At 31.6% G+C, this 15,158-nt stretch carries 8 protein-coding genes; 2 read left to right on the forward strand and 6 right to left on the reverse strand.

Annotated elements, in window-relative coordinates; all coding sequences use genetic code 11:
* Positions 1 to 52: 52 nt before the first annotated feature.
* Both AC3IPI_RS17235 and AC3IPI_RS17240 read left to right on the forward strand, forming a co-directional pair.
* Complete coding sequence (locus tag AC3IPI_RS17235) at positions 53 to 1,114, forward strand: helix-turn-helix domain-containing protein (RefSeq protein ID WP_489154416.1); 1,062 nt, start codon at positions 53 to 55, stop codon at positions 1,112 to 1,114.
* A 390-nt stretch (positions 1,115 to 1,504) separates the two neighbouring features.
* On the forward strand, positions 1,505 to 3,904 hold the full coding sequence (locus AC3IPI_RS17240; RefSeq protein ID WP_489154418.1) for a TonB-dependent receptor: 2,400 nt from the start codon (positions 1,505 to 1,507) through the stop codon (positions 3,902 to 3,904).
* A gap of 313 nt (positions 3,905 to 4,217) precedes the next feature.
* On the opposite strand, the gene AC3IPI_RS17245 is transcribed toward AC3IPI_RS17240, so the two are convergent.
* From AC3IPI_RS17245 to AC3IPI_RS17270, 6 genes are all read right to left on the reverse strand, one after another.
* A complete protein-coding gene (locus AC3IPI_RS17245; protein ID WP_039120466.1) occupies positions 4,218 to 4,976 on the reverse strand; it encodes a LytR/AlgR family response regulator transcription factor in 759 nt (252 codons plus the stop codon).
* A gap of 59 nt (positions 4,977 to 5,035) precedes the next feature.
* Entirely contained in the window at positions 5,036 to 6,355 is a 1,320-nt protein-coding gene (locus AC3IPI_RS17250) for a RagB/SusD family nutrient uptake outer membrane protein (protein WP_489154421.1), read from the reverse strand.
* A 10-nt stretch (positions 6,356 to 6,365) separates the two neighbouring features.
* On the reverse strand, positions 6,366 to 9,704 hold the full coding sequence (locus AC3IPI_RS17255; RefSeq protein WP_489154422.1) for a SusC/RagA family TonB-linked outer membrane protein: 3,339 nt from the start codon (positions 9,702 to 9,704) through the stop codon (positions 6,366 to 6,368).
* Between the two features lie 27 nt (positions 9,705 to 9,731).
* Positions 9,732 to 12,329 carry a zinc-dependent metalloprotease gene (locus AC3IPI_RS17260; RefSeq protein ID WP_489154424.1) on the reverse strand — a complete coding sequence of 866 codons (2,598 nt, stop codon included), beginning with the start codon at positions 12,327 to 12,329 and terminating at the stop codon, positions 9,732 to 9,734.
* A gap of 104 nt (positions 12,330 to 12,433) precedes the next feature.
* Positions 12,434 to 13,996, reverse strand: coding sequence for a sensor histidine kinase (locus tag AC3IPI_RS17265; protein ID WP_489154427.1), 1,563 nt, complete (start codon positions 13,994 to 13,996; stop codon positions 12,434 to 12,436).
* A 146-nt stretch (positions 13,997 to 14,142) separates the two neighbouring features.
* Complete coding sequence (locus tag AC3IPI_RS17270) at positions 14,143 to 14,700, reverse strand: GNAT family N-acetyltransferase (protein ID WP_039114705.1); 558 nt, start codon at positions 14,698 to 14,700, stop codon at positions 14,143 to 14,145.
* Positions 14,701 to 15,158: the final 458 nt, after the last annotated feature.

Below are 15,158 nucleotides of genomic sequence, written 5' to 3' on the forward strand. Positions count from 1 at the left end.
CTTTTTTTTAGCTTTGTTTGCAGAATAACTATTTATAAAACGAAAATATATTATGGATACTAGCAAAGAACTTTTATTCTTTTTTAGTGCTTTGGGGGCTTTCAACGGAATTATTCTGGGTATTTATTTCTTCTTTTTTACAAAGAAAAGATACTTCGGAAATTATTTTCTAGGCGCACTCTTACTAGCGTTAAGTATTAGAATTGCTAAATCTGTATTTATATATTTTGATCCAACGTTACCTAAAACCTATCTTCAAATTGGTCTTTCAGCTTGTTTTTTTATAGGTCCGTTTTTATATTATTTCATGAAAGCTTCGGTTAAGGAAATTCATGTAATGCCCAAATCCTGGAAACTGACCCTTATTTTTTGGGCAATATTTATTATTACTGTTGGGATACTGTTTCCGTATAGTGTTTACCCTCAACTTTGGAGAGATTATTTTGTAGAACTTATTTATATTCAGTGGTTTGTATATTTAGTTTTTGCAGGTTTTACAATTAAAGAAGTATTAAAAAAGATTGTAAGCAGAAAACAAAAAGCAAATCCAGCCGAAATGTGGTTTGGTATGATTTACCTTGGTAATACCTTACTTTTTGCCTTCTATTTTCTGGCATTGATTAATGCACCATTTGTTTCTTATTTAAGTGGATCTATAATTTTTTCTTTTATTTTGTATATGATAATTTCTATTCTTTTATACCGAAAAAAGACAGACGATTTATTCTTGCTTAATTCTCCAAAGTATTCAGGAAAGAAAATTGATTCAGCCGAAGAAACAATCTTGTTGCAAAAACTAGAGAATGTAATGGTAGAAAAAGAACTATATAAAAACCCAAATCTTACATTACAAGATTTATCCAAAGAAGTTACTATTTCAAGCCACCAATTATCTCAGTTTTTAAATAACAACGTTGGAAAGAATTTTACCAGTTACGTTAATGAATTTAGGATAAACGAAGCTTGCAAAATCATAACTTCTAACAATAAACTAACCTTAGAATCTGTTGGTTACGATGTAGGATTTAATTCTAAATCAACCTTCTTTGTGGCGTTTAAAAAGCATACAGGAACGACACCTTTAAATTATCAGTTACAAGCTTCATTAGTTTAATTTTTTTCCTTTTAGTTTGACGCTTCAGGTAATGCCATTAAGTTAAGAAAAACGGCTACAATACTGTATCGAATAAATCTCACGCAAAGCCGCCAAGCCGCCAAGTTTACGCCTAAAACCTTTGCGCTTTTGCGTCTTTGCGCGAAAATAATTAACCACAATTAGATCAAAAGAGCTTAACTTAATGACATTGCGCTTCGGGATAAACCTTATAAGTATGATTTTAATATCGAAAGTGCAGGATTACAGCAATATTAACCAAGTTAGGTTCAATAAACAGAGTGTAGATTTATAAATCCGTACTCCTGATTTCTCTTTGAATGACCTCATACTGCGATTTACGATAGACTTTTGTACTAATAAAAAGTCAAATCTTAATCGTTAAATTTTATGAGAATTCTAATCTTAGTTTTCATTTACATCTATTGTTTATTTATATCATCTATAACTGTAAAAGCACAATCGATAAAATTTCTGTCAGGAAAAGTTACTAATCATAGCAACGAACCCATGATGGGAAATATTTCATTGTTGTCTGTTCGTGATTCTATTTTAATTAAACAGCAGGATTTTTTAGATGGTACTTTTCAATTATCTGATATCAATCAAAAAGAAGTATTGATAAAACTTACTTCTGTAGAATTTGCCGACAAATTCCAGCATATTACTTTCAATGGAAAAGAAAATATAAATTTGGGTACAATACTCGTTAATGGAAACAACAATCAGTTAAATGAAGTTGTTATAAAAAATCAAGCTTCATTGCTAAAATATGGATCTAATGGAACACTTGAGGTTAGCGTAGCTAATACTTTGCTTTCTACCAGTAGTTCGGTAAATGAATTATTAGGCAGAGTTCCAAATGTAATTGTTTCCGAAGGACAAATTAGTGTGTTAGGAAAAGGAGAAGCTATTATTTATTTAAACGGAATTTTAATTAGTAACGAACGTTTTGCAGCAATTCCTGTTTCGCAAATTGCCAAGATTGAAGTTATTTCTAATCCATCATCTAAGTATGATGCTGAAGGAAAAGCAGTAATCAATATCATTACTAAGAAAAACTTTGAGAGTGGAGTTATGGGAACGGCAAGCCAACAGATTACAGTTTCGGAATTTGGAGGAACAAGTACAAATACACTGCTAGATTTTAATTACAATAAAGGAAAAGTTTCTATTATTGGTAATTATGGACTGCAATTAGGTAAAAACAGAGAACTGTTATATACAACCAGAACAAGACCTGATCCTACCGAATTTATGAAATCTGAACTTACCACAGATTGGAGACGTAGATTTAATAACTATTCCAACTTTGGATTCGGACTACAATATACTTTTTCTGAATCGAATTATATTTCGTTGGAATATAGTGGGAATATTAATGATTTGGGTGGAGTAGTAGCCAATCGAAATTCGATTGCAACCAACAATAGCAATAGTTTTTATGCTACAGATGTTGACAGAAATGATGTTAGACTCAATCAGTTTGTAAACTTAAATTATAATACAATTACAGATGATAAAGGATCATCGTTGTTTGTTGGTACACAATTTTCTAATTACAACGGTTTTACAAGAGATCTTATTGATGAAAATGGTTTGGTTAACAGCCTAAATACAGAGAGATATTTAAAAAACAATGCCGATAATACCATCAATATTTTAAATACTCAGGCAGATTACGCAAAAAAAATAAATGAAAGTACAAAGTTAGAAGCTGGTGCAAAAGTAAGTTACGCAACAATCAAAACAAGTTCTGATTTTTTGATTGCTGATGATAAAAATCCTGAATTTGTATTTGATGAAGACCTTTCGAGTGATTTTAAATATGAAGAAAAAATTGGAGCTGCGTATATAAATTACAGTAGTTCTCTAGGAAAAAAGTTTAATTATTCTTTGGGCGCTCGAGGCGAATGGACCAATTATGAATTAAATACAACTGCAGGCGGTAATCAGAAATTTAGGAAAAGTTATGCCGATATTTTTCCTAATGTATTATTGAATATGCCTCTTTCTGATGATCTGAAGTTGCATGCTTCTTATGTTTCAAGAATAACAAGACCAAGATATCAGGCGCTTAATCCGTATGTTGTTTACCAGGATCCATTTACAACTATCGAAGGAAACCCTAATCTTAAACCAGAAAAAATTTATGCTTTTGAAATAGGAGCGATGTATAAAAAGTATGATTTTAAAATAGGATACACGTACAAAGTCGATCCTATTTCTGGAGCAGCTTTACGCGGTATTAATCCCAATAGTTATATTTTAAGATCATTGAATTTAGATAAAGAAAATAGTTATTTTGCATCGATTTCAAGATCATTTACAAGCAAATGGTGGAGTTCGACCAATACCGTGAGTATGAGTTACACAAAATCTGTAGACAACACTTATTCATTTACATTAGGCGCAACAAAACCTCAAATTTATCTCTATACAAATAATACATTTACTATTCCTGATGTGTTTAAAATTCAATTGCTTGCCTGGTATCTGGGTGATAAAAGCTACGGATTGGGAGATGAAAATAGTCGCTCGATAGTAACATTGGGAATCGAAAGAAATTTTTTAAATAATGCCTTAAAATTGAACTTTTCTGCCAATGATATTTTTAAAGGATTTTATGCTTCTGGAAATTATACTGTAGGACAAACTGAGATTTATTATCATAGAACATACACGACAAATTACTATAAGCTTGTTGCAACGTATAGTTTTGGAAACTCCAAAAAAACGGATTACAAGAAAAAAGAACTGGAACAAACGGAAAACAGCAGAGCAAGGTAGTGATTGTCTTTTGCGAAAATTAACCGCAGAGTTCGCAAAGGATTACGCAAAGGGCACAAAGTTTTGAAATCATTTTAATTCTTTAATCTGTGGCAAAAAATTAACCGTAGAGTTCGCAAAGGATTACGCAAAGGTCGCAAAGTTTTGGAATCATTTTAATTCTTTTAATCTGTGGCAAAAAAAAGAAGCACGTAGATTCTGCAGATTTAGCAGATTTTTTATTTGTGTAAATTCGTTGCAAAAAAAACTATTCAACATAAGTACACAGTCTTAGAACCTTAGTTTCTCAGAAGCTTAGCAACTTAAAAAAAAATCACGAATCAAGCCAGTTTTTGAAATTACTAATTTCTTTTTTGCTCAAAATAATCGGATCGGTATCGGGAATAGAAATGTTTAATAACAACTCTATTTTCTGACTAGAATGCTTAACGATTTCCTGAATATGATTTCGATTAAAAATATATTTTCGATTTACTTTAAAGAAAAGAGTAGGGTCTAGTTTGTTTATAAGATCCTTAAGATTGCTATTATAAAAATAGCTATTGCCTGAATTTGTATAAATAAAAAGATGTTTTCCTGTGGCGTAAAAATAGGAGATTGTTCTATCGTTTATAGATATAAGTTTATCTCTGTGATTTACCAAAAAGTGGTGCTGAATGTTAGTTTGGTTTTCAATTGTAACAAGCGATTCAACAATAGGGTTGGGATTAAATGTTTCCTTTATGTTTTTATATTTCGATAGCGCTTCTAATAATTCTTCTTCTTCGTATGGCTTAAGAAGGTAATCTATAGTAAAATGTTTAAAAACTTTAACAGCATAAGAATCGTAAGCTGTTATAAAAATAACAGGACATGAAATAGTAGTTTTTTCAAAGATATCAAGACTTTTTCCGTCTCCTAAATGAATATCCATAAAAGCAAGATCAACGGTATTTTTCTCAAAAAAAGCTACGGCATCTTTTACTGATTTCAATAAAGTTATTTCACTTATAGTAATAATACTTTGCTGTTCCAGAATAGATTTCAGATAGCTTGAAGCAAGATATTCGTCTTCAATAATGACTATTTTCATTTCTCCTTTTTTTTGCAAAGTTAAAAAAAAAGCTCCGTTAAAAACGGAGCTAATTTAAATTACAATTCTGGATTGTTTAATCGTGCATCTAATGGGAAAGGCAACGTATATCTCGGATCATTTTTGATCAAAGTATAGGTCTTGTTACTCAGTGTATGTTCGATTTGTTTTTGAGTAGTTCTTCTTAAATCAAACCAACGGTGCCCTTCAATGGCAAACTCACGTTGTCTTTCCTGATATACAAAATCAAGAAGCTCTGTTTGGTTCATCGCACTAATCTTTGTGCTCAATTGAGCGTAACCTGTGGTATTATATCGGTTCTTAATGAAATTTAATATGGTTGTTCTTGCCGTTGCAAGATCATTTAATTGTACAGAAGCTTCTGCTTTTGTTAAATATAATTCAGAAGTTCTAAATGTATTTTTTTGGTATATCTCGCCACCTTTTAAAAATATAAATCCGCTTCCACTTACTTTAAAGTACAATTTATAACGCAAGTCGTTTACTTTGTCATATGCATTTATTAAGGTTGGAGATGGATAAGCAGATCTTTTTAATTTATTCTCAAACGTATTTTCAAGAGCCATTATCGATTCCTTTGTATCATAATTGTTTGGCAAAATAGGAGTAACGTTTAAGTCAACTAACGAATTGTTAATAGCCATTGCTTTGTCTGCTGCTTGTATAGCTTGAGCCCATTGTTTTTGGAACAAGTAAACACGAGATTCCATTGTGTATAATGCAGCTTTAGAAAAACGATAGTTTAGTCCTTTAGCCTGTGTATCTAAGTTAAGCAATTTTTTAGCCTCTTCTTTATCCGATATGATTTGACCGTAAATAACTTCTACACTTTGTGGTATATAGGCTTGTTCTAAATCTATTTCTAATGCCAATGGAACACCTCTTTCAGAACTTGCAGTTGTTGCATCATATTGTTTTGCAAATAGGTTAACTAAATCAAAGTAAGCAAGAGCTCTTAAGGCGTATGCTTCTCCAACCAACTGATTTTTTTCTGCCGATCCATCAAGTTTAGTACTAGCTTCGTTAATAATTACATTGGTATAAAAAATACAATTGTATAATCCAGCATATTGAAATCTTGTAGCAATAGGATCCGGATTTGCATCATTCCATATATAGTTATCTTTGTAGAATACTAAATCATTGGTTCCTTCATCAAGAAGCATTTCGTCTCCCCTTAAAGCAGTTAGTGATTTATGCGTAGGGAAAACAGCGTATCCTTTAGTAAGAACAGCTCTAAAATCAGCAAGTGTTTCAGGAATTACTTTTCCTGATGGTTTTACATCCAGGTAATCATCGCAGCTTGTAGCTACTATCGCAGCTACAAAAAGGAATAGGTATTTTGATATGTTTTTCATCTTAAATTAATTAAAAAGTTATGTTACATCCTAATGTTATTGATTTAGGAATAGGCTGAGCATAGATGTTTCCAAAAGTCTCTGGATCAAAATATCCTTTATAATCAGAGCTGATAACAAATAAGTTTCGTCCTTCAATACTGAATCTTAGACTATCAAAAAACATTTTTTCTATTGCTTTTTTAGGCAAAGTATATCCAAAACGTAAACTGCTTAATCGCATATAACTCATTTCATGTACCCAAGTGTCTAAATATTTATTGGTATTTATCGGATTACCTTCAGCATACCATTTATAAGCCATCCAAGAGTCACCAGTACCAGTATCATTCCCTACAATTCCTGGCAAGTTTGATCCAGTATTAGTAGGAGACCATGCATTTAGAATATCAGTAGTGAAGTTTCGTCCACGATCAACCGTTGCTCCATTGTATGCAGGTGTTTCTACAACTGTTTGCTTAATATTAAAAGTAGTAGCAATTGTAATATCAAAATCATGAATTTTGAAAGTATTGGTCAAACCACCAGTATACTTCGGATCTAAATCTCCAGCATAAGTAAATAAATCTCTTATTTCTGTAGCATTAAGTTTAGTTTGTACGAACAACCCAGGTATAACATCAGCTAAAGCATCGCTTAACTGAAAGAATGTTTGAGTATTAACCGTTTCACCATTTTTATTTACAAATAATGGGTATCCATTCTCATCCATTCCATTTGTTTTTAAAGCAAATACAGCTCTTACCGGGTATCCTTCTATTGATGGAGTATAAGTGTTTTCTCTTATTTGCATACGATCAACATTGCTCTTATTGTGCGAGAAATTAATATTAGTGGTCCATTTAAAATTAGGACGATCAATATTTTTTGTAGCCAATGCAATCTCAAATCCTTTATTAGTTACTTGTGCCCAGTTTAAGGTAGTGTACTCAAATCCGTTTTCAACAGCAAGTGATTGAACTCCAATTAAATCACTACTTTTTCTTCCATATACATCGGTAACTATACTAATACGGTTATTGAATAAACCCAGATCCATACCTAAATTGGTATTTTCCGTTTTTTCCCATCTTAATTTATCATTCGGAGGACTTAATATCGCAATACTTGGCTCAGTTTGTCCTGGCAAAATAGTTTCAGTTTTATATTCTCCTACTACAAATGGAGATGTTCCTTTGTCTATATTTCCTTGCAATCCGTAAGAAGCACGTAATCTTAAGTTAGATAAAGTCTCATTACCTTTTAAGAATTCTTCTTCAGATACTAACCAAGAAGCAGAAGCTGCCCAAAGTGGTAAGTATTTGTATTTTGGATCTACACCAAATAAGTCAGAACCATCATAACGAACACTTCCGAAGAAAGTATATTTTCTGTCATAGGTATAAGACGCTGTTGCAAAAAAGGATGCAAATGCATTTTCATTCTTAGACTTTTTATAACCTCTATAAACAGGTTCGTCTGCTAGATCGGCGGTAGGGAAAATTATCTGAATTGAAGTTAATGTTTTAGGATCGTATCCAAATGCTTTGGTTGCAATACTAGTGTTGTAATTTCTTCTCAATTCGCTTCCTACCATAACTTCCAACTCATGTTTTTCATTGAAAACAGTAGAGTAGTTTAACATCGTTTTCCAGTTGTATTGGAAAAAGTCAGTATTTGTATTTTGGATAATTCCACCTTCAGGAAGAAAGTAAGCTGGCTTACCATTATTAAATCTTAACGTTTTCTCTCTTTCTTTTCTAGTAAAGTAGGTGTTTTTATCAGCAAATTTCTCACTAGATGTATTGTCAAATTGTAAACCAACCTGAGTGCTTGCTTTTAAGCCTTTTGTAATTCTGTAATCTATATCAAGAATAGCTTTAATCGCTCTGTTCTTTAACTCGTAAGAAGAGTTTTCTCTTTCTTCAATAAAGTTAAAGGGTACGTAAACATCAGAATAACCACTAATATCTTTGTCATATTTATAAGATCCATCTGCATTATATGGTGTTAAATACGGATTTACTGTTCTTGAGTAATTAGATGGATTTGTAAAACCATCTGTATCTGTTATGTATGATTTTGTTTTACTTTCAGAACCAAATAACCCAACGCCAATGTTTAATTTATCAGTAACCTCAAAGTTGTTCTTTAAAGTAAGATTATATCTGTCGTAACCAGTTCCTACTGTAGCACCTTGCTCGTTATAAGCTCCTAAAGAGAAGTAATAATCAGATTTTTCGCCTCCACCAGAGAAACTTAAACCATATTGTGTATTTACAGCACTTTGGTATAATAAATCCCCCCAGTTTGTATTACTGTTTCTTAATTTGTTAATAGAGTTTTGCGTAGCTGAAGACAACGCCGAAAAACCTCCCGTTCTATAAGCCCCTAATTCATTAGACTGATTTAGTATACGAGAAATTTCTCCGCCAGAGTCTCTATAAGTTAAGTCTGATCTGCTAGCTAATCCTAGTTCAAAATCTACTTTTTGTGAAGCATCTAAAAGGTTTAATTTTGCGAAATCAGGTTTCATAGTAACAAAGGTATTTGCTATGAAATTTACTTTCATGCTCCCTTTTTTACCTTTTTTGGTAGTAACAACAATTACTCCATTTGCAGCTCTTGCTCCGTAAATTGCGGTAGCAGCGGCATCTTTTAATATGGTAATATCTTTAATATCGTCAGGGTTTAATCCAGCGATTGAAAAGTTATTTAATTCGTCGATATTGTCTTTATCAAAGTTTTTAGGAACATCATTGCTTTCTAATGGTAAACCATCTAATACCCATAATGGATCTTGTGAGCCAGAAAGTGATGCTGTACCACGAACTCTAATTTTTGCAATAGCACCAGGAGCACCAGTAGCTTGAGTAACTGCTACACCCGCAACCTGACCTACTAATAATTGATCTAAACTTGCAACACCCGCTTGTTGAATATCAGCCATATTAACTTTGGCTACAGCCGAAGTCAATTTTCTTTTTTCAATTTTTTGGTATCCAGTTACTACAACCTCTTTAAGTTCGCTTAAGTCTGGTTTTAAAGAAATATTATAGCTTTTTTGAGCTGTAACATTAATAGTATACGATTGGTATCCCATAAAGGTTACACGTACACTTGTGGTGTTGCTTGATATTTTTAATTCAAAATTACCGTCAAAATCTGTGATAGTACCGATACTAGCGCTTTCGATAACACTTTTTTGATTTGTACTATTAGATACCGAGCTATTTTCAACATATACTGTTGCACCCGGAATTGGTAATTTGTCTTGGTAATCAATTACCTTTCCTGTAATTGTTCGAGTTTCTTGCGAATACCCAACAACCGTCAGGAATAAGGTCAAGATGTAAAATAATTTTTTCATTTCTGGTTTTTAATTAGGATAAAAGATTTATAGTGTGGTATTTAAAGCTTTCTCTATTCGTTGAATCAAATCAAAATAATGGTTTTGTGTTTCCTGATTTCCAATATTTTTCTTAGTCCTTAATAATTGTAAAATTTGTTTTAATTCTCCTTTTTTATCAGATGTAACTTCCGAAACTCTTTTAAGAGAAGATTGATTGATATTACGTGCCATTCTTGATTCATCTAATTGATTACATAAGTGAGGCATGTTTAAATTATCTTGTATTTCGATTATCTTTTTGCCGTCTGTTTTCTCAAAAAGTTTGTTTGTAGAAACAATAAGCACATCGATATAATTCTTTTGTGTCATACGTTCCATAATCGTCAATGATTTATTTTGGATCGTTGAAGCAAAAATATTCTGACGTAATGTTTTAAATAATTGCGTTACAGTAAATACGTTTTCTTTAGCTTCATTACGCTGATACAATTCATTTTCGGTAATTCGTAACAAGCGATCATCACTAAGCATACTATATAAAGTACTGTATTGTAATTCTCTCGCCAGGGTATAAGGTGTATACTCATAAGGACCAAGTGGAGAATCTTTTAATGCATTCGTTTTATCCAGAATTGGGTTAAAAAACAACCATTCAGGAATTGCAATACTGTTTTTTAACAAATATGCTACAGCTCTTTTCTGGATTGCAGCAGGAACAGCTACATAACTAGCTTTGTTATCTCCGTGTACAGTTGTGTTAAGGTAAATTCCTCCAAGATTGCTTAATACGTGTCTGTTATAAAGTTGCCATTGACCAATAGTACCAATATAAAGTTTACCAGTCTCGTAGTAAGACTCATCTTTATCATACGTCCAGTCAAGGATATTATTTACAACACGTTTTAAGTTTTTAAGTCCGTACTCACTCGCTTTCATTGCATCATTTCCTAAATCTTCTGATTGAGAACGTGGGTCAATTATTTCGTCTTGTTGTTCTCCATAAAAATAAAGAGGATCATTTTGATGTTTAGAGATAAGACCATTTAAAGCCGTGTGCTCTTCTTTTTCGTCACCATACCATCTGTATCCCCATTCGATAGCGTATTTATCATACTCACCAATTTTTGGTGTAATAGCCTCAACGTGATCTTCTGGTTGAGCAATATAATTGTAACGAGCATAATCCATGATTGATGGAGCAGTTCCACCCATTTTTGCTGTAAAATCTTTAGAGCGTAACGATTCTACATCATAAGCAAATGAAGAACCCATATTGTGTTTTAATCCAAAAGTATGTCCTACTTCATGAGATGATACAAAACGGATAGCTTCACCCATATGTTCGTCGCTAAATTTGTTTCCTCTGGCTTTAGGATCAATAATACCTGTTTGTATACGCATCCAGCTGTGTAAAGATGTCATAACGTTATGCCACCATATAATGTCTGATTCGATTATTTCACCACTTCTAGGATCTACAACTGCAGGTCCCATCGCATTCGATTTTGGAGAAGCTACATAAGTAATAACAGAGTAACGTACATCGTCGATATCAAAATCGGTATCTTCGGCAGTAGGTTCTTTTGCAATAACTGCATTTTTAAAACCTGCTTTTTCAAAAGCTACTTGCCAGTCACGAACACCTTCTATAATATAAGAACGCCATTGTTTAGGTGTTGAAGGGTCGATATAGTAAACGATTTGTTTTTTTGGTTCAACCAATTCTCCTTTACGGTACTTCTCAATATCTTCTTTTTTAGGCTCTAATCTCCATCGTGTTATTAATTCTTTCTCACGCATTGCATGCTGATCATCGCTAAAATACCAGTGCTTTTCGGTAAAATATCCTACACGTCTATCCGAAAAACGAGGTTGCATAGGAACTTTGTCTAATAATATAATGTTACTAGTTACCCCAATTGTAACCGATAGGGCAGGACCACCACCTTCGCTCACAGAAGTAGTAAGTTGTGACTTAACAACTATATTTTTTGGGAACGATTTTGCGTATTCTATATATGATAGTTCCGATTTTACAGATCCACCAAAGCCAATGTTGCTTAAAACATCATTGAAACTTTTTTGTTTTCCGTCAAAAACTTTATTTGCTTTGATTACAATCGAAGTCGAATCATTGTTTTTTGTCTCGATATCAAAAACTTCTATAATAGACTCAGAGAAGTTATTATTTACAGATGCCGTTATTGCATCACCTACAGGAGATGAAACATTAGGAACAGATGATTTTACCCATACCTTTTTGGCAACAAGATCTTTATGAAAAGTAATTATCTTGTTTTCATAATTCATTCCTTTATTTAACCCAGCCTCATTAACTTGCATTGGGACATTAGAAATCTTATTTACCACAAGAAATTCTCTCTGAAAAAGAGAATCATTTATTTCTAGATAAAGATCAGTTTTAGCTTGTATAATGTTAAATAATCCTTTTTTAACGGTTGCGCCTTTTAAAAGATCATCATATTTTTTTCCTTTTTTGTTGCTTGTAGAATCCTTTGCTTGTTCAGTTTTGTTTTCTTTACTTTTTTTATCTTTTTTCTGCGCAATAATTGTAGTACTATTAATTAATAATAGTAGAATAAATGTGTTTTTTAAATATTTCAATAATGCCTTTTCCCTCATTTGAAGTTAAGTTTAGGTTAATTTTTCGCCTAAAATATTGCATCCATTACGTTAAAAAAAACAAAATGGAGTGAGTGGCTTTTTTTCGGGAGTGAATGCTTTTTTTATTCAATTAAGGGTAAAATACAGACAAAAAAACCGTCTCTTTTAAACGTCTCAAAATCGGTTTTAGAATAGTAGTTGTAAATACTTTGTAAGTACTTATGACCAAACTTAGACTCCTTCCCGAAGTTTTGTTTTTCGTTTAGATTATTGGTAATGACCACCTTATTTTCCTGGATGGTAATTGTTATATTTAACGGATTTTCATCTGAAGCAATGTTGTGTTTGATAGCGTTTTCTATCGCAATCTGAAAAGCTAAGTAGGGTACTTTTTTTGATAAAACACTATTGTCTTCGATTGTTATTGTAAAGTTAAATTCGTCTTTATATCTGGTTTGTTGCAAAAAGATATACTTTTCTATAAATAGAAGTTCTTCTTTTAGTGTAACAATATTTTGCTCAGGTGGATTTATTAAATACCGATAAATTTTAGAAAGATTTAAAGTAAACTTGCGCGCTACGCCAGTATTACTTTCAATAAGCATATAAAGGGAATTCAGGGAATTAAATAAAAAATGAGGATTAATTTGCTCCTTTAATTGGTGCAACTGAATCAATGCTTTTTCTTTCTTTATCTTTTCATTTTCTAAACTTAATTTATTTTTTTCTTTGGCTAGGTCTTCTTTTTCCTGAAAGCTTTTGCGGGTAAAAAGCGCAAATAAATAAAAGAATATAAGTAAGATTGCTGTAGTTATAAAGTAAATTAATGACGCATATTTTTTTATAGCATCTACATCTTCATTTGCAATGTTTTCTGGGAAATTGACACAAACGTACCAATTTGTACCTGCTACATTTAAACGTTTTGTGTATCTAACAATGTCTAATTTTAAATATTCGGAAAGGCCTATTTTTTTTGTGAAATCTATCTTAGGAATAAAGATTGTATCTGATGGTACTACATCGGTTATTTTAAAAACATTCTGCTTTATAAATTTAATTTCGGGGTGATAAAGTATAGTTCCTTCTTTATCAAATACAAAAGCATAATTTTCTGCCAATTGATCTACGGTTGAAAAATAGAATCGCAATGCTTTTAAATCAATATCATAACCATAGCGTACTACTTCGCCATTTGCTGCATTAGCTTTAAAATAAATACGCCAAAAAATGTTTTGTCCATCTTTAAGGATACAATTAAATTTATCTTTATCACCGTTTTTAGCAATGAAATCACTGATATCCGCTCTTAAATCAGCGTTCTTATTAGAGGTTCTAAATTCTATTTTTCCATTGTTTATCTGGAACCAATTGTTTTTTACAAGATTCTGATTGGCATGTATAGTACTTAAAACGTTTAAATTATTTGATAAATTATTAGGAGTGCTAATTTTAATAATCTGCTTTATTTCTTTCTCGATTTCAAGAAAACGTGAAAACTCCAGCGCTAGAACTTCTTGCTTTTTTATAAAGCTACGTAGCGCGTTGGTAGAATTTGATTTTTCGGATATTTGTGTTATTAAACTACTTAGTATATAAATAGAAAGCAATGTAACGACTACGAAAACAATTCCTAAAATAAAGAAGTTACGCCCAGAAAGGCTATTTTTTAATTTAAAATTCAATGGTATTCTTTAAAAACAAGGAATATAAAAGTCCTTATTATAATGTGGTATTATTAATTTTTCGCAAAGATAATTCTTTTCTTCTTCGTCTTATTAGGGGTTTATAAAACGTATTTATCAATATATCAGCTAAATCTATCTATTGTTTAGCCTTTTATCTGGAGGTGCTCCATTTTCTTTCCAATCAGGGTTTTGTTTCCAACAGGTTTAAAACCTAGTTTTAAGTATAATTTTTTAGCATGAGGATTTGCTTCGTCTACAAGTAATCCTAAAGTTTGTTGATTTTTATTTACATATTCATCAATCAAAAACTGTAAAATTTTAGACCCAATACCTTTTCCCTGGCACTTAGGATCAACTCCTAACGTGTCAATATAATATTCTCCTTTTTGAGTTTCGTCTTCAGGATTAAAATTTTTGTTGTAATGAGTTCTAACGTATTGTACGATAGGTTCTCTTAATAGGTTTAATTTTGCACCATCATATATATTTACAGCAGCAACAATCTCGTTGTCATCTACAGCAACAAAACAATTTTGATAAGAGTATTGATTATTTTCCTTTGCTATAAAGTGTAGCAAAAAGTCTTTTGCTTTATTGTAGTTTTCTTCACCAATAAATTTATAAACGATATCCTCCATTGCTAATAGTAAATAGGTTGCAATACTTTCGGAATCCTTTATTGTTGCTTTTCTTATAATCATCACCTTTTCATTTTCGTTTTTGCAAAAATACCTTAATCTTGCATATATACCAAAATCAGACACATATATTAAGTTTTATTTTGGATTTTTCATCTAAATCGACTTTTATTGGTGATTATGTAATAAAATTCAATCAACAGAATTGCACAAATAATCTAAACTAATAGTCGTTTTTACAACTCTGTAAGTGATTTAAGAATCTTTAAGTTTGATTATATAAAGACAACAAACTCGATTTTTGCGATTCACATTTATATTAAAACTTATATTTGTATAATAAAAAGCGCTAACTTGTAGAACAAGTTCTAGAGTATGACTATCCGATGTTCTACATATTGATAAATTCTAGCAAGTTATTTTTGCAAAATATTCTTTCATAAAAAAAGAAAATATATTTCTAAAAAATAATTAAAATATGTAAATTGTATGAACATATTGGTTTTTATATTTAGTTAAAA

The sequence above is a fragment of the Flavobacterium sp. GL_143 genome, assembly GCF_057834355.1.